We start from the raw sequence: 25,492 nt of genomic DNA, 5'->3' as shown, positions 1-25,492 counted from the left end.
TGAGCCGACCATGCATATGAGTTTGGCTATAGTTGCTGCTCATGGACCTCGTCCGGCACCTTCGCTACTTCATCGTGGTCGCGGAGGAACTCCACTTCGGCAACGCCGCGATCCGGCTCGGCATGGCGCAGCCGCCCCTCAGCCAGCGGATCAAGCGCCTGGAGGAGGAGCTCGGGGTCCGGCTGTTCGACCGCTCCGCCCGGCAGGTCCGGCTCACCGAGTCCGGGCGGCTGCTGCTCGGCGAGGCCCGCGAGATCGTCTCCCGGGCCGACCGGCTGCGTGAGCTGGCCCGGCACGGCCAGGGCACCGTGCTGCGCGTCGGCGTCCCGCCCGACCTGGCGCCCGCCGTGATCGCCGGGCTCGTCGCCGGCTTCCGGGAGAGCCATCCCGAGGTACGGCTCGCGCCCGCCGAGATCTGGACGGCCGAGCAGGTCGCCGCGCTGGCCGAGGGCGCCATCGACGTGGGCATCGTGCGCCACCCCCTCGCCGCGCCCGGCCTGCTGTTCGGCCCGCCCCTGATCCAGTCGCAGGGCGTGCTGCTGGCCGAGGACGACTCGCTGGCCCGGGGCGGCGAGCTGCACCTGGCCGACCTGGGCGGCCGTGAGCTGCTGATGCCGCCCCGCGAGGGCGAGCCGGGCGTCCACGCCGAGGTGCTGGCCGAGTGCCGCCGCCACGGCTACGTGCCGCCGCAGGTGCACGAGGGCGCCGGCCTGGGCCTGGTGCTGGCGGGGGCCGCGGTGGCCTTCGGGCCGCGTACGGACCTGCCGGGGCTGGCCTGGCGCCCGCTGCTAGGCTCGCCCATCGCCGGTCGGGTCTCCACGGCCTGGCGGGTCGAGACAGAAGCGGTCGCCGCCTTCTCGGCGGTGGCCGTACGAACGCTGAAGGAGCGCGCCGGTATGGCGGACGAGGGCGCGGTGCCCGTGCGGCGGGTCAGCCGTCGGCCGGGGGTGCTGGCATGAACGAGCCGGACTTCGGTGCGGTCTTCCGCGCGGCGGGCGTCACCGGCTGGCTGCACGCGACGGACATCGACACCGGCCGGCACGTGGGGCACGGCTCCGACGTGCCGGTGCCGACCGCGTCGGTGTTCAAGGTGCCGCTGCTGGTCGCGTTCTGCCGGCAGGCCGACGCCGGGCTGCTCGACCCGGCCGCGCGGGTGACCGTGCGGGCGGACGAGCGCGCCTTCGGGCCCACCGGGCTGTCGGCCATGCTGGACGACGTCACGATGTCGCTGCGGGACCTCGCCTACCTGATGATCGCGGTCAGCGACAACACCGCCGCGGACGTGCTGTCGGCCCGGGTCGGGTTCGAGGCGGTCAACGCCATGCTGGAGGGGTTCGGGCTGACGGGCACCTTCGTCCAGCAGAAGTCGGCCGACCTGTACGCGAGCATGGCCGAGGACACCGGGCACGGCTGGCCGTACCTCGATCCGGAGGAGATCGACCGGCTGAGCGTGCTCGACCCGCCGCGCACCAACCGCAGCACGCCGGGCGAGACGGCCGAGCTGTTCGGGCTGATCTGGCGCGACGAGGCCGCCTCGCCCGCCTCCTGCGCCTGGATGCGCTCGGTGCTCAACAAGCAGGTGTGGCCGCACCGGCTGGCCTCCGGCTTCCCGTACGACGACGTGGACGTCAGCGGCAAGACCGGCTCGCTGCCGACGCTGCGCGCCGAGGCCGGGGTGGTCGAGTACCCCGACGGCGGCCGCTACGCGGTGGCGGTGTTCACCCGGTCCTTCAGCCCCGCGGTCAACCAGCCGCGCGCCGACGCGGTGATCGGCACGGCCGCGCGTATGGCGGTGGACCACCTAAGGCGCTAGCTAGTTGTGTGGCGAAGCGGGTATGACTTCGGCCCGACCGGGCGACAGGATGGGGCACATGGTTGCTGAAGGGGCACTTCTCTGGGAGCCGACCGAAGAGATCGTCAAGCGCGCCAAGCTCACCCGATACAAGGAGTCGATCGGGAAGGCGGGGGCGGACTACGAGGACCTGTGGCGGTGGTCCGTCGAGCGTCCCGAGGAGTTCTGGACGTCGATCTGGGACCACTTCCAGGTGGTCGGCGAGCGTGGTGACGGACCGGTCCTCTCCGGGACGATGCCGGACGTCGAGTGGTTCGCCGGAAGCAGCCTCAACTACGCGGAGAACGCGCTGCGCCACTCCGGCGGCACGGCCGTGGTGTTCGTCTCGGAGGACGGCGCCCGTCAGGAGATCAGCCACGACGAGCTGCGCGAGGAGGTCGCCCGCGTGCGGGCCGGGCTGGCGCGGCTCGGCGTCGGCCGCGGCGACCGGGTCGCGGCGTACCTGCCCAACATCCCGCAGGCGCTCGTCGCCTTCCTGGCCACCGCCTCCCTCGGCGCGATCTGGTCGGCCGGCTCCCCGGACTTCGGGGTGGCCAGCATCGTGGACCGCTTCCGGCAGATCGAGCCCAAGGTGCTCATCGCCGTCGACGGCTACCGCTACAACGGCAAGGCCTACGACCGCTCGGAGGCGGTGAACGAGATCGCCGCCGCGCTGCCCTCGCTGCGCGCCACGGTGTGGATCCCGTACCTGTCGGCCGCGGCCGAGGGGCTGCCGCCCCAGCGGGCCGAGCCCGCCCCCGGCCCGGCGCGCGCCGTGCCGCACGGCGAGGTGATCGGCTGGGAGGGACTGCGCGCGGAGTCCGGGCCGCTGGAGTTCGAGCGGGTGCCGTTCGGCCATCCCCTGTGGATCCTGTACTCCAGCGGCACCACCGGCCTGCCCAAGCCGATCGTCCACGGCCACGGCGGCGTGGTCCTGGAGCACCTGAAGTCCCTCTCCTTCCACCAGGACCTCGGTGAGGGGGATGTGTTCTTCTGGTACACCACCACGGGCTGGATGATGTGGAACTACCTCATCGGCGCCCTGCTGGTGGGGGCCGTCCCGGTGCTCTACGACGGCTCGGCCGCCCATCCCTCACCGGCCACCCTGTGGCGGATCGCCGCCTCGGAGGGCGTGACGTACTTCGGGGTGGGCGCGCCGTACATCATGGCCTCGCTGAAGGCGGGGCTGCACCCCGAGGGGCTGGAGCGGCTGCGCGGCGTCGGCTCCACCGGCTCGCCGCTGCCGCCCGAGGGTTTCGCCTGGGTGCACGAGGAGCTGCCGGAGGTGCCGATCGGCTCGTTCTCCGGCGGCACGGACGTGTGCACCGGCTTCGTGGGCGCGACCATCACGCACCCGATCCGGGCGGGCGTCATCCCGTGCCGCTCGCTGGGCGCCGCGGTGGAGGCGTACGACCCCGAGGGCCGGCCGGTCACCGGCGAGGTGGGGGAGCTGGTGCTCACCCGGCCGATGCCGTCGATGCCGGTCATGTTCTGGAACGACCCGGACGGCGCGCGCTACCGCGACAGCTACTTCGACGTCTACCCGGGCGTCTGGCGCCACGGCGACTGGATCAGGGTCGACGAGGACGGGAGCTGCGTCATCTACGGCCGCTCCGACTCGACCCTCAACCGGGGCGGCGTCCGGATGGGCACCAGCGAGTTCTACCGGGTGGTCGAGCGGTTCGAGCAGGTCGCCGACAGCCTGGTCATCGACACGGGCGTGCTCGGCCAGGAGGGGCGGCTGCTGCTGTACGTGACGCTGGCCGAGGGCGCCGAGATGACCGACGAGCTGACCCGGGCCCTGTGCGCCGCGCTGCGCGACGAGCTGTCGCCCCGGCACGTGCCCAACGAGATCCGGGCCGTGCCGGGGATCCCGCGCACGCTGTCGGGCAAGAAGCTGGAGGTGCCGGTCCGCAAGATCCTGCTCGGCACCCCCGTCGAGCAGGCCGCCAACCCCGACGCCATGGCCAACCCGGAGGTCCTGGAGCACTTCCGGCCCTCAGACCCCCTGCGGGAGCCGGAACAGGCGTGACGGGTCGTAGGCGGTCTTGACCTGGGCCAGGCGGGCGGCGTTCGGCCCGTAGTAGGCGGCGCGCCAGTCCTTCAGGTCCGGGTCGATGTAGTTGACGTAGGCGTGGTCGCCGAGGTGCGGCGCCATGGCGGTGTGGATCCGGCGCAGCCAGGACCGGTCGCTGCCCTCCTGGTAGTACTGCACGCTGTAGAGCGCCGACCGGTGCGGGAAGGCGGTCGCCTCCGGCCGCACCCGCGCCACGGCGCCGCCCATGGCGTCCAGCAGCACCGAGTGCGGACCGGGCCGGCCCACCTCGGCCACCATCGCGCGCACCCCGTCGGGGGTGAGCGGCCGGTAGGCCAGGTGCGACTTGGCGGCGAAGCTCGCCCGGCCCAGCCGGCCGTGCGGCGAGGGGTGGCACTGGTCCACGGTCAGCGAGGAGCAGCCGCCCATCACCTTCATCGCCTGGAGGTACGACGTCCGGTAGACGGTGCGGGAGACCGGCCGGCCGATCCGGGCCACGACGGGCGCGAGCAGCCGGTCCAGCTCGGCCCTGGAGCCCAGGTGGACGCCGGTGATCCGCACCTCCGGACCGCCCGGGTCGCGGGTGAGGTGCAGCGTGGACCACAGGTCGTCGGGCGCGCCGGGCGCCCACGCCTGCCAGGCCGTCAGCGCGGCGGCCGCCTTGGCCCACGGCCAGCGCAGGAAGAAGACGTTGAGGTCACGGGTGGCGTGGGTGCGGAAGGTGAACGACACGGCCACGCCGAAGTTGCCGCCGCCGCCTCCCCGGCAGGCCCAGAACAGGTCGGGGTGGGTCCGCTCGTCGCAGTCCAGGACCCGCCCGTCGGCCGTGACGATCCGTACCGACTCCAGCGTGTCGCAGGTCAGCCCGTACTTCCTGGACAGCACGCCGATGCCGCCGCCCAGCGCGAGGCCGCCCACGCCGACCGTGGGGCAGGTGCCCGCGGGGATGCCCACCCCGTGCCCGGCCAGCGTGGAGAACACGTCGATCAGCTTGGCCCCCGCCCCGACCGTCGCCCGGCCGCCCGCGTAGCGGACCTTGTTCATCCGGGAGACGTCCACGACCAGGCCGGTGCCGGTGGACCAGCCCGCGTAGGAGTGGCCGCCCGAGCGGGCGGTGACCGGCAGCCCGTGCGCGCGCACGAACGCCAGGCTCGCCGCCACGTCCGCGGCGCTCTCGCAGTAGGCGACGCCGCTCGGCCTGATCCGGTCGAAGACCGGGTTGAACAGGCGGCGGGCCGTGCCGTAGGCGGAGTCGCCGGGCAGCACGAGCGTGCCCGACAGGCCGCGCCGCAGCTTCGCCCAGTCGGGCGCCTGCGCCCGCGCGGGGCGGGCGGCCACCAGGGCCGGCGCCGTGATCAGCGCCGGGGCCAGGGCGGCGGCGCGGAGGAAATGGCGGCGGTCCATGGTCGGCTCCCCGCGGTCATCGTTCAGCACATCCGTTGAGATGCAGTCGCGGATGGACGGGTTCATCACAATCTGATGCCGGAGGGAGGGCCCGCGGGCCCGCCGGAGCCCCTCCCGGCGGGCCCGGGGCGGTCAGCCCGTGCGGGCCATCGACGACTCGGCCAGGCGCAACGCCAGCGCGGGACACATGTCCACCGCCCGGCGCGCCTCCTTCGCCATCCAGCCCGGCACGGTCTTGAAGGACGGGAACCCGTACTGGTCCAGCTCCACGAACTCCGGCAGCAGGTGGGCGCAGAGCCCGTGCCCCTCGCAGCGGCTCCAGTCCACGTCCAGCCGGTACTCCGGCTCGACCTCCTGCTCCGGCAGCGGCAGCACGCCGAGCACCGGCCGGCCGCACGAGCCGAACTCCAGGTGCAGCGCGATGTCGTTCTCGAACGCGTCCAGCGCCGACAGCACGAACCTGGCCGTGCCGTCCGGGTGGAAGCACGCGCCGCGCCGCTCGACGGCCCGCACGGACCGGCGCACGGCGTCGGTCGAGCCGGTGCCGTCCACGAGCGCGAGGATCTGGCGCGCCACGTCCGGCAGGCCCAGCCGGCACGGGCCGCACTGGCCGGCCGACTGCGCGGCGAGGTACGCGGCCACGCGGGCCGCCTCGCCCAGGGGGCAGGTCGCCTCCCCGAGCGGCACGATGATGCCCGCCCCGAGGTCGGCGCCGGCCTGCTTCATGCCCTCACGGGAGATCACCGCCGACACGGCGGCCTGGGGCGTGAGGAACGCGCCGTGGTAGCCGCCCATGAGCACGCCCTCACCCGGCTCGGCGTCGCAGAGGTCGAGCACGTCGGCCAGGAGCGTGCCCGTCTGCGCCTCGATGACCGCGTTGGTCGCGGCGCCGCCGCTGACCGTGAGCAGCACGGTCCCGGGCTCCTTGCTGGTGCCCACCTCGGCGTACTTCTCGGGGCCCAGCTCGGCGAGGACGGCGAGCTGGGCGAAGGTCTCGGTGTTGGACAGCAGCGTGGGCAGGCCGTCCACGCCGCTCGTCGCGGCGCGCTTCTTGCGGCCCGGCGGGATCCCCTCCAGGCCGTTCACGGCACGGACGAGCGCGCCGCCCTCGCCGGAGATGAACCGCTCCTCCAGCCCGACCACGCGGATCGGGATGTGGCTCTCGGTCGCGCCCGCCACCTTGGCGGCGCGCCGCTCGGCCACGGCGGCGGCGATGGAGGACTCGGCCACCTCGCCGCGGGCGGTGGCGACGACCACCTCGCGGGCGTTCAGCGCCTCGGCGGCCAGCACGGCGCCGTCGAGGACGAGATGGGGGGCGCGGATGAGCAGCATCGCGTCCTTCGAGCTGGCCGGCTCGCCTTCGGCGCCGTTGACCAGCACCACGCACTCGCGGGAGCCGGAGGCGTCGGCGACGGCGCGCAGCTTGCGGCCGAAGGGGAAGGCGGCGCCGCCCCGGCCGCGCATGTCGACCTCGTTCACCTCCGCGATGAGGGTCTCGATGTCGCGGGGGGAGGGCTCGCCGTGCAGCGTGCGGTGCGCCGGCAGGTCGAGCCGCCTGGTGTGGTCCAGCCCGGCGGTCAGCCGGGCGGGGCCCAGCCGTAGCACGTCCGGTGCTCGGTGCGGGATCACGACGTCTCCTGGATGGTCGTCTCCTGGGGGGCGAGGAGAGTGATCTCCTTGGTGGTGCGAAGGCCCCTGGGCGTGGGGGCCTTCTCGGGGGAGCCGCGGTGGCCCGCGGGGGCGGGCGGCTCCTGGGAGCGGCGGAGTCCCCTTCGGGCGGGGGACTCCTGGGAGGCGCGGAGCGGGATCATCCCGCCTCCCGGTACTTCCGCCGCGCGGCGGCGGCGGCCAGGCTGACCGGCGCGTTGACCTCCTTCGGGCGGCGCGCCGCGGGCGCGTCGGAGACCGCGGGCGTCGGCACGACCTCGGCCCGCGTGGACGGCCGCAGGATCGTGGCCAGCACCCGGACGAGCAGGGCCGAGCCGACCGCGGCCAGGCAGGCCGCGTACGACCAGGTGACCCAGCCGGCGGCGGTACGGCCGGCGGTCAGCCCGTGCAGGATGGACACCGGCCAGGCCAGGTACGCGCCGCCGTGCAGCGTCCGCCACATCCACGGCTTGCCCGTCACCGCGAACCGTCCCCGGATGACGCCCGTCACCACGACCGCGATCATGAGGTTCGAGGCGAGGGCGCCGAAGCCCACCCAGATCCCGGCCACGGGGATCACGGCCGCGGCCGGCGGGACGTGGCCGAGGCTGATCATGAGACCGATGTGGGTGAACATGTACCCCATGCCGATCGCGGCGGTGGCCCGATGCGCGAGCTGGGCCCGGACGCGGTTCGACGGGGACAGGAAGACGCGCTCGGTCGTCAGCAGGCCGAGCCCGACGGTGGCGGTCAGCAGCACCAGGGCGAAGACCCCGGCGTAGAACTCGAGGAAGCTCACCCCCTGACCGAACACGGACATGCCGCGATCGGTCCTGGTCAGGGCGAAGGCCGACAGGCCGAGCGCCATGATGGCCACGCTCAGGCCCAGCCGGACGTTGCGGGTGTCCAGCTTGGCCGGCGCGTGCCGGGGGTGTCGTCTGTGGAGCATTCATTCCCTCCAAGGTCGGTTGAGGGTGCGCCTCGGGAGGGTCCGGGCCGTCCTGACCGCGCCGTCCACCCAGATCGCCCGTCCGGTTCCGCCGGCCCGTGACCGCCGCTCCGGCTCGCCGGGGAGCCCGGCCCTCGGGACAGAGGGCCCGGCCCCGCTCGGCCCGGCCCCTCGGGGGAGGAGGGCCGGGCTCGTTCCGGCCGGGCCCGGGGAGGCGGGCCCGCGTGCCGGTGCGGCGGGAGAGGGTGGCGTCGGGTGGCGGGCCGGCGGGCGACCCGGTGGACGGCGCGTGGTCAGGTCAGCAGCGGCGGCCCCGGTTGATGCAGTTGACCACGAAGGCCATCAGCCGGTCGGGCATGACGTTGGCGAAGTCGGCGTGGTCGGTGATGGGGTTGTGCTGCTGCTCGGGGAAGGCGTCCACGGCGAAGGAGGGACCCTGGGGAACGCTGTAGACGAGGGTCATCCGCAGCTGCGGAACAGCCTTCATGCCTCCGGGGCAGGCACCACTCTGGTCGGGGAAGACCACGTGCGTCCGGTGGTTGGCGCTGTCGGTGTTCTGCCCGTCCCAGCAACTCGGGAAGTCCAGAATACGCACGACCCCAGTACCGCGCGGGCAAAGCGGGTATTTCGTGGTGATTCGGTTCTGGAAGCCGGTGCAGGTCCAGGCCGCGCGGGCGTTGGCCCCGCCGTTCGTGGCCGCCTTGGCGTCACCGGTGATCAACCGCAGGAACCGCGGCATGGCCGTCACCCGGGAGACCGCGTTGCCCCGGAACTGGAGCGTCACCGCACGGGCACGCAGCACCTGGCCGACGTTGCCGTCCGGGTCGCCGGTGTTGACGTCGACCTTGCGGTCGCGCAGCACCGGCCAGAAGTACGTCGACCTGTCGCCGAACCGGCACGTCGTCCCCGCCGCCGAGAGGCTCTCGTCGGTCGAGAAGCCGTTCGTGGACAGGTTGCCCACGTAGTCGTGCAGGTGGTGGGCGCCGTTCGAGACACCCGGCGCGACGATGAAGTTGTCCGGGTTGTTGTGACCGTTGCGGTTGGTGCCGCACGCGGAGACGAACGTGCCGCGGGAGCCGCCCCGGCCGCGCGGCGGGTCGATCGAGGTGGGCTGGACCTGCCGGATGTCGACGAAGTCGGTCAGGAACGGGCCCAGGTCGGCGCACTCGTCCTCGCCGCCGGCCGTGGGGGAGGGCGACGGGGTGGGCCGGCGGGTGGGCTGCTGCTGGTTGCCCCGGCCGCGCCGGCGGAACAGGGTGTTCGGGTCCTGGGTCGGCTCGCCGGCCTGCTGGTCGTCCTGGTTCTGGCCGTTCCGGTCGGCCTGCTGGTCGCCCTGGTCCTGGTTGTTGTTCTGCCCCTGGTCCTGGTTGTTGTTCTGGTCCTGACCGTTCCGGTTCTGGCCGTTGCGGTTCTGGCCGGTCGGGTCGGGCGCGGGGGAGAGCGCCCCGCCGCCGGTGCCCTGCTGCTGGAAGCCCTGCTGCTGGTTGTTGCGGCGGTTGTCGCGCTGCTGGTTCTGCTGCTGCTGCCCCTGGTCCTGGTTCTGGCCTTGATCCTGGTTACGGCCCTGGTCCTGGTTGTTCTGCCCCTGGTCCTGGTTCTGGCCCTGGTCCTGGTTCTGGCCGTCCTGGTCGTTCTGGCCCTGGTCCTGCTGCCCCTGGTCCTGGCCGTCCGGCGCCTGCTCGTCCTGCCCCTGCCGCTGCGCCCGGGTCGTCTGCTGCCCCTGATGCTGCTCGGCGGGGTCGCAGTGGTCGGCGAAGGCCGGACTGACGCTGAAGACGGCCGCGGACACCAGACCGCCGGCCACCATGGCCAGGGCGGACACGGCCGCGGCCATGCGTCTCGATCTACTCATGGTTGTCTCCTTGTTTCGACCGCCGCGGGGGCGGGTGGAGTGGCCGAGGGGGTCGGGGGTTCGGGAAGCGCGTTGTGGTCCACCAGCCCGGTGGACTCGAGCAGCGTCATGTGCTTCATGACCACGGTCACCGCCTGCTGGGCGAACTTGCGCACCTCGCTGTTGCGCGTTCCTGCCCGGACGCCCGCCACGACGGTGAAGACCTTCCCGTGCGCCGCGCGCAGCAGGTTGGCGAAGTCCCGGTCGAAGGCGGGGCCGTTCTCGGCCGCCAGTTGAGCCATCCAGCTCTGCTGGTCGGGATTGGGCTGGTCGGGCAGTGGCACGCCCAGCTTGGCCGCGTACTGGCGGGTGACCACGTCCAGCTTGGAGTGGTCCTCCACCAGGTGCATCCCGACGTCCTTGACCCGCTGGGACGCCGCGCGCTCCTGCGCGTACCGTCCGACGGGTATCTCCCATAGGCCTGCCTGACGTACCTTGACCAGAAGGTCGCGGTCGGCCGGCCCCAGCGGGCCGGAGGGCAGCACCGTCCACTCGGCGGACACGGGCGCGGCCGACGATGGCATGACCAGGAAAATCGTCGCCACCGCGGCCACGGCGAAGCCGCCGAACATGAGGACCTCACCGCGTAGAAGCCTGTGCATGGTCGGAGGTACGCGGAGCCTCGGGGACCGGTTCACTTCTAGCGGCGAATAGTCAGAAATGACTGGAGTTATCGGAGTGGCTACCGGACTCATAACGAAGGTGTAAAGATGTGCCCCGTGCTAAGTCACCTCGACGGCAGGTTCGAGAGTGCGGATGCCGAGGCGGAGCACCGCATCGCGGTGCTCTACCAGGAGTTCGGCGGCCCTCTGCTGCGCCACATACGCAAGTCGACCGGCAACGATCTGCAATGGGCCGAGGACGTCGTGCAGGAGACGCTCGTCCGGGCCTGGCGTAACTCGGCAAGACTGCAATGGGAACCGAGCCTCATATGGGCGTGGCTGCTGACCGTGGCCCGCCGCATCGTGATCGACGGTCGCCGGCGCAAGAGCGTCCGGCCCCATGAGGTCGAGCCCCCCGAAGTCGACATGTTGGCGGTACCTGACGGCTCCGAGCGGGCGTTGTCGGCGATAGTCGTCGCCGACGCGCTGCGGAGCCTGTCGGAAGAACACCGCGAAGTCATTGAGCAGACCTATCTCAGGGACCGTACGATTAATGAGGCGGCGGAGATTCTGGGGATCCCGCCGGGTACGGTGAAGTCCAGGCTCTATTACGGGATTCGGGCTCTGCGCGAGCTGCTGCGGGACAAGGGGGTTGCCGGCTGATGCACGAAGAGGTGGCCGCCTATGTCCTCGGTGTCCTCGACGAAGAGGACCTGGAGGCGTTCGAGCGCCACCTCGACACGTGCCCGTCATGCCAGGAGGAGCTCAAGGACCTGACCGCGCTCCCCGGTCAGCTCGACGAGCTCAAGCACCCCTCCGCCTCCGAAGACGATCCCCCCATGTCGATGTCACGTTGACGTCTTCGCCCTTTTCGGGTGATATCGGTACGGCAAGGCATGCGTCCGGCTGTCCATGGCCGGGCGATCTGGGGGAGGTGTTCGGTGGGGCCCGACACGGCTGCGCCCATCCTCCCGTACGGGTGGGCCGGCGAGGACGGCGGCCCACTTCGGCGTCCGTGCCGTACGGCGGGTGCGCCCCAGGTGTGGGATGCTGGTAGCACCGTCTTTCCCCAGCGTGGCCTGCCGCTCCACAGCGGCGGCCCCGGCATGCCGGCGGCACCGGATTCGTCCGGCGTGCCCGTGCGCCCACGAGGCGCGGCCAGGCGTCCGACCGGCGCCACGCCGGGCACGGGCGGACCGGCGGGCCCCTCCCGTGCGTGGGCGATGAAGCGCGCGCACTATTTCCCGCCTTTTGGGGAACCAGAGGCCTGGCTATGAACATGTATGGCAAACCCTCACAAAGGAGTGAGAGCGACATGCCGCTCGACGAGGCCAAGCTCGACGAGGCCAAGGACGAGTTGCTCCAGCGAGCCGCGCAGCGATACGCGGCCGTGAGCGACGACACGAGTCCCGACGAGGCGCTGGGCCTGCTGCGGGTCTACTACCGGCACGTGGCGCCGGAGGACCTGCTCGACCGCGGTCCCGTCGAGGTCTACGGTCCCGCGATGTCCCAGCGACGGCTGGCCGCGGTACGCCCGCAGGGCCGCCCGGCGGTCCGGGCCTACACCCCCACGGTGGCCGAGCACGGCTGGGACCCGGGCGCCTCCGTCGTGGAGGTCGTCACCGACGACATGCCGTTCCTCGTCGACTCGGTCACGATGGAGCTCGACCGGCACGACATCGGCATCCGCCTGCTCGTCCACCCCCAGATGCGGGTGCGCCGCGACATGACGGGCCGCATGCTCGGGCGCGGCCAGGAGGACGTCACCGGCCAGCTCATGGTCGAGTCCTGGATCCACATCGAGATCGACCGGCAGGCCGATCCGGAGGCGCTCAAGCGGCTGGAGGACGACCTCCAGCGGGTGCTGACCGACGTCCGGCACGCGGTCGAGGACTTCTCCAAGATGCGGGCGCTGGCCGAGCAGACCGCCGAGGACCTGTCGATGAACCCGCCGCCGCTGGAGCCGGCCGAGGTCGAGGACAGCATCGACCTGCTGCGCTGGCTCGCCGACGGGCACTTCACCTTCCTCGGCTACCGCGAGTACCGCCTGGAGAGCACCGACGAGGGCGACGCGCTGCGCGCGCTGCCCGGCACCGCGTTCGGCATCCTGCGCGACGACAAGATCGGCTCGGCCAGCTTCTCCGTGCTGCCGCCCGAGGTGCGCGCCAAGGCGCGCGAGAAGCGGCAGCTCATCATCACCAAGGCCAACTCCCGCGCCACCGTCCACCGGGCCGCCTACCTCGACTACATCGGGGTGAAGCTGTTCTCCCCCATGGGCGAGGTCATCGGCGAGCGCCGCTTCCTCGGCCTGTTCACCCACGTGGCCTACAACGAGTCGATCTCCCGGATCCCCGTGCTGCGCCGCAAGCTGGCCGCGGTGCTGGAGATGGCCGGGCTCGCCGCCGACAGCCACGACGGCAAGGACCTCATCGAGATCCTGGAGACCTTCCCCCGCGACGAGCTGTTCCAGACCTCGGTCGAGCAGCTCCTGCCGATCGCGCTGGGCGTGCTGCGGCTGCGCGAGCGCAAGCAGGTCAAGCTGTTCCTGCGCCCCGACGACTACGGCCGCTCCATCTCCTGCCTCATCTACCTGCCGCGCGACCGCTACACCACCCAGGTGCGGCTGAAGATGCAGGAGGTGCTGCTGAAGGCGCTCGGCGGCAGGTCGCTCGACTACAGCGCGATGATCGGCGAGTCGGCGCTGGCCCGCCTGCACGTGGTCATCCGCGGCGAGCGGGGCAAGCAGCTCCCGCAGCCGGAGGTGGACGTCGAGCAGCTGGAGGCGCGGCTGGCCGCGATCACCCGCTCCTGGGCCGACGACCTGGCGGTGGCGCTCACCGACACCGTCTCCGACGACCAGGCGCCCCGGCTGGTCCGGCGCTACCAGCAGGCGTTCCCCGAGGGCTACAAGGCCGACTTCACGCCCGAGACGGCCGTCGCCGACGTGCGCCGGCTGGAGCGGCTGGTGACCGGGAGCGACGGCGACGCCGTCGACATCGACCTGTACGTGCCGGACGACGCCGAGGAGGGCCAGCGCCGGCTGAAGATCTACAAGGTCGGCGAGCCCATCTCGCTGTCCAAGGCGCTGCCGCTCATCCAGCGGCTCGGCGTCGAGGTCGTGGACGAGCGCCCGTACGAGATCGACACCTATCGCAGGGCCGCCCCCGACTCGGCCGCCCCGGCCGCCACGGCGGACGACGACACGCGCAACTGCTGGATCTACGACTTCGGCCTGCGCTTCACCGCCTCCGAGGCGGCCACGGGCGACGACGTCAAGCGGCTGTTCGAGGCCGGCCTGCTCGCGCTGTGGCGGGGCCGCGTCCAGGCCGACAACTTCAACGCGCTGATCCTGCGCGCCGGGCTGACCTGGGAGCAGGTCGAGATCCTGCGGGTCTACGCCAAGTACCTGCGCCAGGCCGGCAGCGCCTTCTCCGAGCGCTACATGGAGCGGGTGCTGATCGGCAACGTCCGGCTGTCGCGGCTGCTGGTCAGCCTCTTCGAGGCCCGGCTCGACCCGCGGCGCCCGCAGGACGCGCGCGACGACCTGGCCGACGCCCTGCGGGAGGAGGTCCTGGGCGCGCTCGACGAGGTCGCCTCGCTCGACGAGGACCGGATCCTGCGGGCGTACCTCGAGATGATCGAGGCGACGCTGCGCACCAACTACTTCCAGAGCGTCGACGGGGTCCGCAAGGACTACATCTCCCTCAAGTTCGACTCGCAGGCGATCAGCGTGCTGCCGCTGCCGCGGCCCAAGTTCGAGATCTTCGTGTACTCGCCGCGGGTCGAGGGCGTCCACCTGCGCTTCGGCAAGGTGGCCCGAGGCGGCCTGCGCTGGTCCGACCGCATGGAGGACTTCCGCACCGAGATCCTCGGCCTGGTCAAGGCGCAGATGGTCAAGAACACCGTCATCGTGCCGACCGGGTCCAAGGGCGGGTTCGTCGTCAAGCGGCCCCCGGCGTCCGGCTCCCGCGAGGAGGTGCTGGCCGAGGGCGTGGCCTGCTACCGGACGTTCATCTCGGGCCTGCTCGACGTCACCGACAACCTCGTCGACGGCAAGGTCGTGCCGCCGGCCGACGTCGTCCGGCACGACGGCGACGACCCCTACCTGGTCGTGGCCGCCGACAAGGGCACCGCGACGTTCTCCGACATCGCCAACGGCGTGGCCAAGGACTACGGCTTCTGGCTCGGCGACGCCTTCGCCTCCGGCGGCTCCATCGGCTACGACCACAAGGCCATGGGCATCACCGCCCGCGGCGCCTGGGAGTCGGTCAAGTACCACTTCCGCACCACCGGCGTCGACGTCCAGACCACCGACTTCACGGTGGCCGGCGTCGGCGACATGTCCGGCGACGTGTTCGGCAACGGCATGCTGCTGTCGCGGCACATCCGCCTGGTCGCCGCCTTCGACCACCGGCACATCTTCATCGACCCCGACCCGGACGCGGCCACCTCGTTCGCCGAGCGGCAGCGCCTGTTCGAGCTGCCCCGCAGCTCGTGGGCCGACTACTCGGCCGAGCTGATCTCGGCGGGCGGCGGCGTCTTCCCGCGCACCGCCAAGTCCGTCTCCATCACCCCGCAGATGCGCGAGGCGCTCGACCTGCCGGCCGGCGTCACGTCCATGGCGCCCAACGACCTGATCAGCGCCATCCTGAAGGCCCCGGTCGACCTGCTGTGGAACGGCGGCATCGGCACCTACGTCAAGGCGAGCGTCGAGTCCCACGCCGACGTCGGCGACAAGGCCAACGACCCGCTGCGCGTCGACGCCGCCGAGCTGCGCTGCAAGGTCATCGGCGAGGGCGGCAACCTCGGCTTCACCCAGCTCGCCCGCATCGAGTTCGCGCTCAACGGCGGTCTGGTCAACACCGACTTCATCGACAACTCCGCGGGCGTCGACACCTCCGACCACGAGGTGAACATCAAGATCCTGCTCGACCAGGTCGTCCGCGACGGCAGGCTCACCGACACCCAGCGCAACGAGGTCTTCACCTCGATGACCGACGAGGTCGCCGACCTGGTCCTGCGCGACAACCACGCGCAGAACGTGGTGCTGGCCGCCGCCCGCTCCCAGGCCGTGGAGATGCTCCACATCCACGCCCGCTACCTGCGCCGGCTCGAACGCGACGGGCTGGTCAACCGGGAGCTGGAGTTCCTGCCGTCGGACAAGACGCTGGCCGAGCGCCGCCAGGCGCGGCTCGGGCTCACCGCGCCGGAGTTCTCGGTGCTGCTCGCCTACACCAAGCTGGTGGTGGACGCCGAGCTGCTCGCCTCCGACCTGCCCGACGACCCGTACCTCGCCTCGTGGCTGGTGTCGTACTTCCCGTCGGCGCTGCGCGAGCGGTTCCGCGAGTACATGGACGCCCACCCGCTGCGCCGCGAGATCATCACCACCTGCGTGGTGAACGAGCTGGTCAACTCCATGGGCACCACGTTCATGTTCCGCCTCGCGGAGGAGACCGGCGCCTCGACGCCCGACATCGTGCGCGCCTACCTCGTCGCCCGCGAGGTCTTCGACCTGCCCAGCTTCTACCGCCAGGTGGAGGCGCTGGACAACGTCGTGGACACGAGCACCCAGATCGCCATGTTGCTGGAGGCGCGCAAGCTGGCCGAGCGGGGCACCCGCTGGCTGCTCACCAACCGCCGCCCGCCGCTCGACCTCGCCGCCGCGGCCGGGTTCTTCGTCAAGGGCGTCAACGGCCTGCTCACGCACATGCCCAAGCTCCTCGCCGGCCCGGACCTGGCCGCCTTCGAGGAGCGCCGCGACGCCTTCGTGGCCCGGGACGTGCCCGTGGACCTGGCCGAGCGGGTGGCGGCGATGGTGCCCGCCTACTCGACGTTCGACCTGGTGGAGATCTCCTCGCTCACGGGACGGCCGGTCAACGAGGTGGCCGAGGTGTACTTCGACCTGGCCGACCGGCTCCAGCTCGCCCGGCTCAGGGAGCGCGTCATCTCCCTGCCGCGCGACAACCGGTGGAACTCGATGGCCCGCTCGGCGCTGCGCGACGACCTCTACGCCGCGCACGCCTCGCTCACCCGCGACGTGCTGACGCACAGCACGCCGGGCCTGTCGCCGGAGGAGCGGCTGGCTCTCTGGACGGACGCCAACTCGGCCGCCGTGGGCCGTGCCCGGCAGACGCTGTCGGAGATCTGGGAGAGCGACAACTTCGACCTGGCCACGCTGTCGGTCGCGCTGCGCGCCGTCCGCACGCTCGTCGCGACCAGCAACCTGCCGCACGGGGAGGAGTGAGGGCGGCGCCGTAGGAGTGCCTCGGGCGGGACCACCCACCCGAGGCGCCGCCCGGCGCCTGCTGTCACGTGCCGGAGATCACTCGCCCGAGGCGCGGGTGAGGCCGCCCTCGTGGGCGATGACCCGGGCCGCCGCCGGCGCCGACGCCGGCGGCACGGCCGTGGCGTACTGGTGCGTCTCGGTCAGTTTGAGCGTGCGCCGGACCTTCGGCTCGTCGATCGCCCACTGGGCGTCGTCGGGCACCGGGATGAAGTCCTTCACGTTGGTCGCCGCCGTCGTGGTGGTGTTGCGCGACAGGGAGTACTGGATCAGCGCGCCGCCGTCGCGGGTGCGCAGCGCGTAGACGGGGTAGTCGTTGCCGCTGAAGATCGAGTCGTAGCTGAGCCCGGCGTCCTTGGCCGCCTTGCGCTCGTCGTTGATCTCCTCGGCGAGGTCGGTGGTGTAGGGGCCGGGCGCGATCAGGCCGGCCGCCACGCCGGTGGCCCCCGCCTCGGCCGCCGTCGCGTGCAGCGGCCCCATGTACTGCGGGCTGATGGTCACGCTCTTGTCGCCCGGGTCGAGCGCCGTCGCGTAGCCCTCGGCGTCGAGCTGGACCGGCGGCGGGTCCTGCCCGTCGAGCAGCCGGGTCACCGCGCTGATCTGCCACTTGGCGTCCTTGTTGACCTTGGCGAAGGTCAGCAGCGTCGGATGACCGTCGCGGGCCACCAGGGCGGTGAACCACGGCGACTCCGAGCCGGCGGGGAAGCGGGGCACGTACAGGACGGGCGAGCCCCATTCGTAGCGGGGGGGATGGTAGCCCGTGGACTGGTAGGCGGCCGTGGTGAGCTGGGCTTCGGCGTCGCGGGTGAGGTCGAGCGCGTCGCGCAGGGTGCCGTCGTGCAGCTTGGGCGCGGCGGCCCGCAGCACGTCGTCGGTGGCCGTCAGCGTGGAGAACACCTCGCCCGCCTCGGCCCGGGTGACCTCGGGGGGCGGCAGCGCCGGCGTGGCGGTCGCCGACGAGCTGACGGCGGCGCGCGTCACGGGCGCCGCCGAGGGCGCGGCGGAGCCGCCTGAGCAGGCGGTCGCGCCGGCCAGCAGCCCGGCGGCGAGCGCCAGTGTCCTGAGCCGACCGGATGCACGCACCTCGCCATGTTATTCGTGCGCGTGAGGGTCGCGTACCCTTGGGAGACGTGGCAGTCATCGATCCGGCAGAAGAGATCAACGAGCTCGCGGGCACGCTCCGGAGCATCCAGGACGTGCTCGACCTCGACGCGATGCGCAAGCAGATCGAGGAGCTGGAGCAGCAGGTGGCCGCCCCCGACCTGTGGGACGACCCCGACCAGGCGCAGAAGGTCACGAGCAAGCTGTCCCACCTGCAGGGCGAGCTCAACCGCGTCGACGGGCTGGCGCGCCGGCTGGACGACCTCGGCGTGCTCTACGAGCTGGCCGCCGAGGAGGGCGACGACGACACGCGGGCCGAGGCCGACAAGGAGCTCGCCACGCTGCGCTCCGACATCGGCGCGCTGGAGGTCCGCACCCTGCTGTCGGGCGAGTACGACGCCCGCGAGGCGCTGGTGACGATCAACTCGCAGGCCGGTGGCGTCGACGCCGCCGACTGGGCCGAGATGCTGCTGCGCATGTACCTCCGCTGGGCCGAGCGCAAGGGCTACCCGACCGAGGTCTACGAGACCTCCTACGCCGAGGAGGCCGGCATCAAGTCGGCCACGTTCACGGTCAAGGCCCCCTACGCGTACGGCACGCTGCGCGGCGAGCACGGCACCCACCGCCTGGTGCGCATCAGCCCGTTCGACAACCAGGGCCGCCGCCAGACGTCGTTCGCCGGCGTGGACATCGTGCCGGTGGTCGAGCAGACCGACCACATCGACATCAACGAGGACGAGATCCGCGTCGACGTCTACCGCTCCTCCGGCCCCGGCGGCCAGGGCGTCAACACGACCGACTCGGCCGTCCGCATCACGCACCTGCCGACCAACATCGTGGTCTCCTGCCAGAACGAGCGCTCCCAGCTCCAGAACCGCGCGACCGCCATGGCCGTGCTCCAGGCCAAGCTGCTGGAGCGCAAGCGCCAGGAGGAGGCGGAGAAGATGTCGGAGCTGCGCGGCGCCACGACCACGTCGTGGGGCACGCAGATCCGCAACTACGTGCTGCACCCGTACCAGATCGTGAAGGACCTGCGCACGAGCACCGAGGCCGGCAACCCGTCGGCCGTGCTCGACGGCGACCTCGACCAGTTCATCGAGTCGGAGATCCGCTGGATGCGCCGGCAGGAGTCGGAAGCGGCCCTCTAGGGGCCGTCCGAAGGCCGACCCGGGCGCCGGGCGCCCGGGGCTCCTAGAGGCCGCTCAGGTGCTTCAGCACGAGGGTCAGGAACAACAGCGCGAGCAGCAGCCCGGCGATGAGAGCGGGTGACAGCCCGGCGAAGCCGTGGTTGTGCATCCGCTCGCGGTTGGCGCGGCAGACCGCGCAGCGACCCTCGATGACCGGGTGGGCGCACTGCGCGCAGACGAGGTGTTGGCAACTCATGTCAGCCCCAAGTGTAGCCGCACAATCGTTTTGTTTCCGTTATGGACGTTCCATGCCAGTCTTCCCCCTAGACTGTCCCCTGGCCAATCGGAACGTCGATCATCGGTAAAGAAAGACGTCCCCGACGGCCGAGCGGCGGGAAGTGGGCATGTGCCACCCTCGCTTCCGTCCTGACCCCTAGACTGGCATGCCGTGATGCTCTCGTGATCCATTTCGATAATGTCACCAAGGTCTACACGAACCAGAACCGGCCCGCGCTCGACCACGTCTCCGTTGACGTGGACAAGGGCGAGTTCGTGTTCCTCGTCGGTCCTTCGGGATCAGGCAAGTCCACGTTCCTGCGACTGGTCCTCAAGGAGGAGCGGCCCAACTCCGGCGCCATTCATGTCGCCGGCAAGGACCTGGCTCGCCTCTCCAACTTCAAGGTGCCGCACCTGCGCCGCCGCATCGGCTGCGTCTTCCAGGACTTCCGGCTGCTGCCGAACAAGAACGTCTACGAGAACGTGGCGTTCGCCCTGGAGGTCATCGGCAAGCCGCGGCGCTTCATCCGCAAGGTGGTGCCCGAGGTCATCGAGCTGGTCGGCCTGGAGGGCAAGGCGCACCGCATGCCCGACGAGCTGTCCGGCGGCGAGCAGCAGCGTGTCGCCATGGCGCGCGCGTTCGTCAACCGGCCGATGATCCTGCTGGCCGACGAGCCGACGGGCAACATCGACCCGGCGACGAGCATCGGCATCATGAAGGTGCTGGACCGCATCAACCGAACCGGCACTACTGTCGTCATGGCCACGCACGACGCGGCCATCGTCGACTCCATGCGCAAGCGTGTCGTGGAGCTGGAGGACGGCAAGATCGTCCGCGACCAGTCGCGTGGCGTCTACGGCCAGGCGTACTGACAGGGAGCAGCAGGCAAACCATGCGGGCGAATTTCATCTTCTCCGAGGTCTGGATCGGCCTCCGTCGCAACCTGACCATGACGATCGCGGTGGTGATCACTGTGGCGGTCGGCATGGCGATGCTGGGCGTCGGCCTGATGATCAACTCGCAGGTCTCGATGATGCAGAGCTACTGGTACGACAAGGTCGAGGTCTCGGTTTTCCTCTGCAACCAGGGCACCGCTTCCGAGAGGTGCAAGGGCAAGGGCATCACCGACGAGGAGACCACCGCCCTGAAGGCCCAACTCGAGAAGATCCCCGGCGTCGCCCCCGGTGGGGTGATCTACGAGAACCAGCAGCAGGCCTACGAGAACTTCAAGCAGTCCTTCGCCACCAACAAGGCGCTGATCGACGCCGCGACGGTCAAGGACATGCCGACCTCGTTCCGGCTCAAGCTGACCGATCCGGAGAACTACGAGCCGATTGTGAAGGCGGCGGAGGTGCTGCCGGGCGTCTCTCAGGTGATCAACCAGAGAGAGCTGATCGGCAAGTTCTTCAGCATGCTCGACACGCTCCGCTGGGCGGCGATCACCATCGCCATCATCCTGGTGCTCGCCGCCGCGCTGCTGATCGGCAACACCGTCCGGCTGTCGGCCTTCAACCGCCGCCGTGAGACCGGCATCATGCGCCTGGTCGGCGCCTCGAACCTCTACATCCAGCTGCCGTTCGTGATGGAAGGCATGATCGCCGGCCTGATCGGCGGTGTGCTCGCCGCGGTCCTGCTCATCGCGGCCAAGGTGTTCATGTTCGAGGAGATCACCAAGTTCATCGCCATCGGCGCGCCGCTGGGCTGGGACGAGGTGGCGACTTCCATCACCCTCACCATGGTGATCGGCGTGCTGATCTGTGTCCTGGCGTCGTTCGTGACGCTCCGCCGCTATCTCAGGGTCTAGAGGAACGCCGGTAAGGTCGAGGCATGCCACGTGAGACGGGGCGGAAGGTCATCGCCCAGAACAAGCGTGCTCGGCACGACTACCACGTCGAGGACACCTACGAGGCCGGCCTCGTGCTGCAGGGCACCGAGGTCAAGTCCCTGCGCGAGGGACGCGCCTCGCTCATCGACGGATACGCCACCATCGACGACGGCGAAGCGTGGCTGCTCAACGTCCACATCCCCGAGTACACCCAGGGCACGTGGACCAACCACGCCGCCCGCCGCAAGCGCAAGCTCCTGCTGCACCGCAAGGAGATCGCCAAGCTGTCCGCCAAGGTGAAGGAGGGCGGCCTGACGATCGTGCCGCTCTCCCTGTACTTCAAGGACGGCCGGGCCAAGGTCGAGATCGGCGTGGCGCGCGGCAAGAAGGACTGGGACAAGCGGCAGACGCTGGCCGAGCAGCAGGCAAAGCGGGAGATGGCCAGGGCACTGCGCCACCGCAACCGATGAGCCGTCCCCGCCTTCGCCGTACGCTGTCCGCGTTCGCCACGCTCGCGGTCGCGTCCACGACTCTGACCGGCTGCTTCGACGAGTCGTCGCCGCACGACGCGCTGCGCGACTTCCTCGTGGGCTGGCAGACGGGCGACTACGAGCTCGCGGCCCGCCGCACCGACGGCGACGAGGCGGCGGTCCGCAAGACGCTGGCCGACGTGAAGCTGGAGCTGGACGCCGCCTCCTTCCGCTTCAAGATCAAGAACGTCAGCCTGAACGGCGACGAGTCGCGGGCCGACTTCCGGGCCGAGGTGGACCTGGGCGAGAACAGCCCGCTCTGGGGCTACGACGGCGTGCTGCCCCTGCACCTCGTCGACGGCGTGTGGAAGGTGCGCTGGTCGCCCTCGGTCATCCACCCGCAGCTCAAGGAGGGGCAGCGGTTCGCCGTGGACCCCGAGGCGATCCCGCGCCAGCCGATCAACGACCGCAACGGCGACTCGCTGCAGAGCCCGCAGGTGCTGTACGTGGCCGGCGTGGTGCCCTCGCAGCTCGGCGCGCAGGCCGAGGAGGTCGTGCAGCAGCTCGCCAAGTACACCGGGTTCCCTCACGACCGGCTGCTCAACCGCATCCGGTCGTCCCCGCCGCACCAGTTCGTGCCGCTGGCCCACTTCGGCCGCACCCGGTACCTGGCGCTGAAGAACCAGCTCGACAAGATCGAGCAGCTCACGGTGCAGGAGCAGCCGCAGCCGCTCGCCCCCAAGGAGCCCAAGGACCTGGTCGGCAAGGTCAGCGCGATCACCGCCGAGGACGAGGCGAAGCTCGGCGGCCCGCAGCGCGCGGGCGACTCGATCGGGCAGAGCGGTCTGCAGAAGGCGTACCAGGACTACCTGACCGGTTCCACGCAGACCAAGGTGGTCATCCTCGACGCCAAGACCGGCAAGGACGTCGCGGTGCTCAAGGAGTGGCCCGGCCGCGCGAACCAGTCGGTCAAGACCACCATCGACAGCGCCGTCCAGCAGGCCGCCGACCAGGCGGTCGAGCAGAGCCAGAGCGGCGCCCTCGTCGCGGTCGACAAGGCGACGGGCGAGATCCGGGCGGTCGCCACGAGCGGCATGAACCAGGAGAAGGACGCCCTGGCCGGCAAGTTCCCGGCCGGCACCGCGTTCTCCATCGTCGCCACCGACGCCCTCGTCAAGGGGAACGTGAGCCCGAAGCTGCGGCTGGCGTGCCCGGCGGAGCGCACGGTCGGCGGCGCCCGGTTCGTCGAGGTGGGCCAGGCGGCGGGCGTGAGCGAGCCGGCGCCGACCCTCACCGAGAACTTCGCCAGGGGCTGCGTCACCGCGCTCGCCTCGCTCGCCCGCCGGGTGGACGCGGGGGCGCTCGCGCAGAGCGCCAAGGCGTTCGGCTTCGGGCAGCCGTGGCAGCTCCCGCTCAAGTCGTTCAGCGGCTCGGTCGGCGAGCTCGGCAGCGACGCGGACAAGGCCAGGGCCATCGCGGGCCAGAGCGTCCAGGTGAGCCCGCTGTCGATGGCGCTGGTCGCGGCGGCCGTCGGCTCCGGCACGTGGCGGCCGCCCGTGCTGGTGACCGACCCCAAGTCGCCCGACCCCACGGGCGAGATCGCGCCCGCGCCGGCGCCGCAGCCGGTGCCGCTCGACCCGAAGGTCCGCGCGGCCCTGACCGCGATGATGCAGGCGGGCGCCAAGGGCTCGCCCGCGCAGGCGGGCAAGGGGCAGGTGTACGGGGTGTCCGCGGCGGCGGGTGACGAGGACAGCCGGCAGCGCTGGTTCGTGGGCTGGCAGGGCGACCTGGCGATCGCCGTCCTGGCCAAGAACTACAACCCGGCGGCCATCGCGGGCGACTTCTTCGGCGCGCTGCGCGACCAGGGCTGAGGCTCGGTTCCGGGGCGTTCGGCGCGTTCCACGGGGGCGCCCGGAGCGGGGCGCGTGCGGCCATGCCGTTCCATGGCGAGGTCCTGAAGCAACGCTGACGCCGGGAAGCAACCCGCGGGGCCTCCGGCGGCGTCTTACAGAATGACTGGGCCGCTCGGGGGGTTGCGGTTCCAGTCGTCGCGATGAGACCAGGACTTCATCTCGGGGGAAGTCCTGCCGTCGGACCGGCTCGACCCTGCCGGTCGGCCCCCGGGAGCGTGCGCTTCGAGCCGCGTTCCCGGGGGTTTCGCCGTCTTGGTGACAGGCGAACCTGGGGGACACCGGGAATCAAGTTGGCGTCGCAGGCGTTGTGGGTTGTATCTTCATGTTGCTCGGTCATCGCGTGCAAGCGCGGAGACCGTGTTGACAATTGCACAGGGGGTGACTGGCTTCGACTTTGACCTTGCAAGTCAGGTGAAGCGGGCCGAGGACTGCGGACATAACCTCGTTAATCCTGTGACCGCAAACAACAAGTGCCAATTCCAAGCGCACTGTGGTAGCCCAGGACTCCCTGGGCCTCGCTGCCTAAGTAGCGAAACCACTGTCAGCCCGGGAGCGCCTTCGGCCCGGGATCTGGCATCGCTAGAAGGCTCAACCGATCAACCCGGCCACGGGGGTGATCGGGAAACCAAACAGTGGCTGAGCCCGTCGGTGACTCGCCTGCGAGATCGCCGGGGCTGAGAAAAGCACAGCAGGCTGCGCCCGGAGAAGCCCTGTCTTGGGGTTGAAGGACGCGGGTTCGATTCCCGCCACCTCCACTCATGTCAAAAACGGCGGTGTCCTCACGGACACCGCCGTTTTTGCGTTGTACGCGCAGGAGCGCGGCTCAGAGGGGGTCGGCCGCCTTCACACGGTGGAGGTGGATCAGCGAGTCGTAGGCCTTGCCCAGGGCCAGGGGCTTGGTGAACATCTCGGGCATGTACGTGGCCGGGATCGTGTAGGTGGGGCGGGCGGTGTCCAGCCAGGTGCGGACCGCCGGGTTCTGGCCGGCCTGGCGCAGGCTCAGGAGATAGTCGCGGTGGCGGACCTTGTCGAGCGTGTGCTCGCTGCTGCCGGTGCCCGGGGCGCCGGTGTCGAAGACCCCGATCTTGCCGGTCTTCGGATCCATGGCGCGGAACCGGCCGCTGTGGATGGTGGTGCCGATGGCGACGTAGGACTTGCCGGCCATCGCGCGCAGATGGGCGCCCTGGGTGACCGGGTACATGTCCGGCCAGGCCGAGACGTAGCCGATGTGGCCGTTGTGGGCCGCCGCCACCGTCTTCAGGCCGGTGTGCCGGTTCCACCACCATGTGTTCTCCGCCATGGACCTGTCGCGGTGGCGGTGCATGGCGGGGCCGTCCAGGGTGTACAGCGTGGCCATCTGCGCGATGACCCGCGCCTCCTGGGCCACGATCGGAGGAGCCTTCTCCACCAGGCGGTAGGCGGCCTCGGCGTTCTCGGCCAGGGTCTTGTGCCGCTCCGCCGGGAGGGCGGCGAGGGCGTCCATGCGCTCCGCCGTACCGCCGGGAAGGGCGAGCAGATCGGCGTAACGGCGGCGCAGCTCGGGCGCGATCGCGGGCTTGTTCTTCTCGGCCCAGGCGATCACTCGCCGGTACTGGTCCGGATGGACGTCGCCCATGTCGAAGCCCATGACCCGCAGCTTGTGGCGGGCCGTGCGGTTGTACTCGCGCATCCAGGTGTAGAGGTCCATCCACTCCTTGGTCTGCCAGAAGCCGTAGGCCTGCTGGAAGTCCTCGCGCATGATCGTGCGCAGGTCGCCCTTTCCGGTGCGGATGTACTCGTCCAGCCGGACGCCCGCCGACCAGGGCGCCTCAAGGGCGATCGTGGTGAAGCCCTGGTTGCTGACCAGGTGCCGGAACATCCGATTGCGTACGGTGAACAGCTCCTTTGACCCGTGGGTCACTTCGCCGATACCCACGATCGAGGCGTCGCGGGTCATCTCGGACAGCGCGTCCAAGTCGCTCAGTGGGCGGGCGTACCGGTCGAGCCCGGCCACGACCCCCTTGTCGGACTTGTCGGACTTGGCGGAAGTGGCGTGGGCCGGGGTGGCCAGGATCGGCGCGGCCAGCGCCGCGACCAGGCCGAACGTCAGTAGGGAGAGCTTGTTCATGCGTTCAACCGTAGGGATCGGCCCGCGCCG

20 protein-coding genes and 1 other RNA gene are annotated in these 25,492 nt (G+C 71.1%); 12 read left to right on the top strand and 9 right to left on the bottom strand.

The window, feature by feature from the left end; genetic code table 11:
- Nucleotides 1–41 precede the first annotated feature (41 nt).
- The 3 genes from HTZ77_RS01320 to HTZ77_RS01310 are packed head-to-tail and all read left to right on the top strand — an operon-like array spanning nucleotide 42 to nucleotide 3,863.
- Entirely contained in the window at nucleotides 42–959 is a 918-nt protein-coding gene (locus HTZ77_RS01320; RefSeq protein ID WP_175587554.1) for a LysR family transcriptional regulator, read from the top strand.
- On the top strand, nucleotides 956–1,813 hold the full coding sequence (locus tag HTZ77_RS01315) for a serine hydrolase (RefSeq protein ID WP_175587553.1): 858 nt from the start codon (nucleotides 956–958) through the stop codon (nucleotides 1,811–1,813). Before HTZ77_RS01320 ends, HTZ77_RS01315 begins: the two co-directional genes overlap by 4 nt.
- Nucleotides 1,814–1,871: 58 nt before the next feature.
- Nucleotides 1,872–3,863 carry an acetoacetate--CoA ligase gene (locus tag HTZ77_RS01310; protein WP_175587552.1) on the top strand — a complete coding sequence of 664 codons (1,992 nt, stop codon included), beginning with the start codon at nucleotides 1,872–1,874 and terminating at the stop codon, nucleotides 3,861–3,863.
- Here HTZ77_RS01310 and HTZ77_RS01305 read toward each other — a convergent pair.
- The 6 genes from HTZ77_RS01305 to HTZ77_RS01280 form a co-directional block, all read right to left on the bottom strand.
- Nucleotides 3,831–5,270: an FAD-binding oxidoreductase gene (locus HTZ77_RS01305; RefSeq protein ID WP_175587551.1), complete on the bottom strand. Its 1,440-nt coding sequence runs from the start codon at nucleotides 5,268–5,270 to the stop codon at nucleotides 3,831–3,833. The genes HTZ77_RS01310 and HTZ77_RS01305 overlap by 33 nt on opposite strands.
- Before the next feature lie 132 nt (nucleotides 5,271–5,402).
- Nucleotides 5,403–6,899: an NADH-ubiquinone oxidoreductase-F iron-sulfur binding region domain-containing protein gene (locus tag HTZ77_RS01300; RefSeq protein WP_328808355.1), complete on the bottom strand. Its 1,497-nt coding sequence runs from the start codon at nucleotides 6,897–6,899 to the stop codon at nucleotides 5,403–5,405.
- Entirely contained in the window at nucleotides 6,896–7,081 is a 186-nt protein-coding gene (locus HTZ77_RS01295) for a hypothetical protein (RefSeq protein ID WP_175587550.1), read from the bottom strand. The genes HTZ77_RS01300 and HTZ77_RS01295 overlap by 4 nt, the downstream gene beginning before the upstream one ends.
- Nucleotides 7,078–7,866 (bottom strand): hypothetical protein, encoded by a 789-nt coding sequence (locus tag HTZ77_RS01290; protein ID WP_175587549.1) that lies wholly within the window; start codon nucleotides 7,864–7,866, stop codon nucleotides 7,078–7,080. Before HTZ77_RS01290 ends, HTZ77_RS01295 begins: the two co-directional genes overlap by 4 nt.
- 298 nt (nucleotides 7,867–8,164) lie before the next feature.
- Nucleotides 8,165–9,718, bottom strand: coding sequence for a DUF1996 domain-containing protein (locus HTZ77_RS47220; RefSeq protein ID WP_268959885.1), 1,554 nt, complete (start codon nucleotides 9,716–9,718; stop codon nucleotides 8,165–8,167).
- On the bottom strand, nucleotides 9,715–10,359 hold the full coding sequence (locus tag HTZ77_RS01280) for a DUF4142 domain-containing protein (protein WP_175587548.1): 645 nt from the start codon (nucleotides 10,357–10,359) through the stop codon (nucleotides 9,715–9,717). Before HTZ77_RS01280 ends, HTZ77_RS47220 begins: the two co-directional genes overlap by 4 nt.
- A gap of 117 nt (nucleotides 10,360–10,476) precedes the next feature.
- On the opposite strand from HTZ77_RS01280, the gene HTZ77_RS01275 reads away from it, so the two are divergent.
- The 3 genes from HTZ77_RS01275 (at nucleotide 10,477) to HTZ77_RS01265 (ending at nucleotide 16,603) form a co-directional block, all read left to right on the top strand.
- Complete coding sequence (locus HTZ77_RS01275; protein WP_175587547.1) at nucleotides 10,477–11,022, top strand: sigma-70 family RNA polymerase sigma factor; 546 nt, start codon at nucleotides 10,477–10,479, stop codon at nucleotides 11,020–11,022.
- Nucleotides 11,022–11,216 carry an anti-sigma factor family protein gene (locus HTZ77_RS01270; RefSeq protein WP_205301950.1) on the top strand — a complete coding sequence of 65 codons (195 nt, stop codon included), beginning with the start codon at nucleotides 11,022–11,024 and terminating at the stop codon, nucleotides 11,214–11,216. The genes HTZ77_RS01275 and HTZ77_RS01270 overlap by 1 nt, the downstream gene beginning before the upstream one ends.
- A gap of 458 nt (nucleotides 11,217–11,674) precedes the next feature.
- Nucleotides 11,675–16,603 carry an NAD-glutamate dehydrogenase gene (locus tag HTZ77_RS01265; RefSeq protein ID WP_175587546.1) on the top strand — a complete coding sequence of 1,643 codons (4,929 nt, stop codon included), beginning with the start codon at nucleotides 11,675–11,677 and terminating at the stop codon, nucleotides 16,601–16,603.
- 78 nt (nucleotides 16,604–16,681) lie between these two features.
- Here the strand turns inward: HTZ77_RS01265 and HTZ77_RS01260 are convergent, their stop codons facing one another.
- Nucleotides 16,682–17,725 carry a hypothetical protein gene (locus tag HTZ77_RS01260; RefSeq protein ID WP_175587545.1) on the bottom strand — a complete coding sequence of 348 codons (1,044 nt, stop codon included), beginning with the start codon at nucleotides 17,723–17,725 and terminating at the stop codon, nucleotides 16,682–16,684.
- A 47-nt stretch (nucleotides 17,726–17,772) separates the two neighbouring features.
- Here HTZ77_RS01260 and prfB point away from each other — a divergent pair, with 47 nt between their 5' ends.
- Nucleotides 17,773–18,891 (top strand): peptide chain release factor 2, encoded by a 1,119-nt coding sequence (gene prfB / locus HTZ77_RS01255; protein WP_175587544.1) that lies wholly within the window; start codon nucleotides 17,773–17,775, stop codon nucleotides 18,889–18,891.
- A gap of 43 nt (nucleotides 18,892–18,934) precedes the next feature.
- On the opposite strand, the gene HTZ77_RS01250 is transcribed toward prfB, so the two are convergent.
- Entirely contained in the window at nucleotides 18,935–19,126 is a 192-nt protein-coding gene (locus HTZ77_RS01250) for a hypothetical protein (protein ID WP_175587543.1), read from the bottom strand.
- A gap of 203 nt (nucleotides 19,127–19,329) precedes the next feature.
- Between HTZ77_RS01250 and ftsE the strand changes: the two genes are divergently transcribed.
- The 5 genes from ftsE to ssrA all read left to right on the top strand — a co-directional run bounded on the left by ftsE (nucleotide 19,330) and on the right by ssrA (nucleotide 24,113).
- A complete protein-coding gene (gene ftsE / locus HTZ77_RS01245) occupies nucleotides 19,330–20,019 on the top strand; it encodes a cell division ATP-binding protein FtsE (RefSeq protein ID WP_049564761.1) in 690 nt (229 codons plus the stop codon).
- Nucleotides 20,020–20,039: 20 nt separating this feature from the next.
- Nucleotides 20,040–20,951: a permease-like cell division protein FtsX gene (ftsX, locus tag HTZ77_RS01240; protein ID WP_175587542.1), complete on the top strand. Its 912-nt coding sequence runs from the start codon at nucleotides 20,040–20,042 to the stop codon at nucleotides 20,949–20,951.
- 23 nt (nucleotides 20,952–20,974) lie between these two features.
- Nucleotides 20,975–21,442 carry an SsrA-binding protein SmpB gene (smpB, locus tag HTZ77_RS01235; RefSeq protein ID WP_175587541.1) on the top strand — a complete coding sequence of 156 codons (468 nt, stop codon included), beginning with the start codon at nucleotides 20,975–20,977 and terminating at the stop codon, nucleotides 21,440–21,442.
- Nucleotides 21,439–23,313 (top strand): penicillin-binding transpeptidase domain-containing protein, encoded by a 1,875-nt coding sequence (locus HTZ77_RS01230; RefSeq protein WP_175587540.1) that lies wholly within the window; start codon nucleotides 21,439–21,441, stop codon nucleotides 23,311–23,313. Before smpB ends, HTZ77_RS01230 begins: the two co-directional genes overlap by 4 nt.
- Before the next feature lie 416 nt (nucleotides 23,314–23,729).
- Nucleotides 23,730–24,113: a transfer-messenger RNA gene (gene ssrA, locus HTZ77_RS01225) on the top strand.
- A 65-nt stretch (nucleotides 24,114–24,178) separates the two neighbouring features.
- Here the strand turns inward: ssrA and HTZ77_RS01220 are convergent.
- Nucleotides 24,179–25,462 carry an erythromycin esterase family protein gene (locus tag HTZ77_RS01220; RefSeq protein ID WP_175587539.1) on the bottom strand — a complete coding sequence of 428 codons (1,284 nt, stop codon included), beginning with the start codon at nucleotides 25,460–25,462 and terminating at the stop codon, nucleotides 24,179–24,181.
- Between the last annotated feature and the right edge of the window lie 30 nt (nucleotides 25,463–25,492).

The sequence above is a fragment of the Nonomuraea montanisoli genome (assembly GCF_013363975.1).
Classification (GTDB): Bacteria; Actinomycetota; Actinomycetes; order Streptosporangiales; family Streptosporangiaceae; genus Nonomuraea; species Nonomuraea montanisoli.
This window is presented reverse-complemented; position numbering and strand designations above follow the sequence as displayed.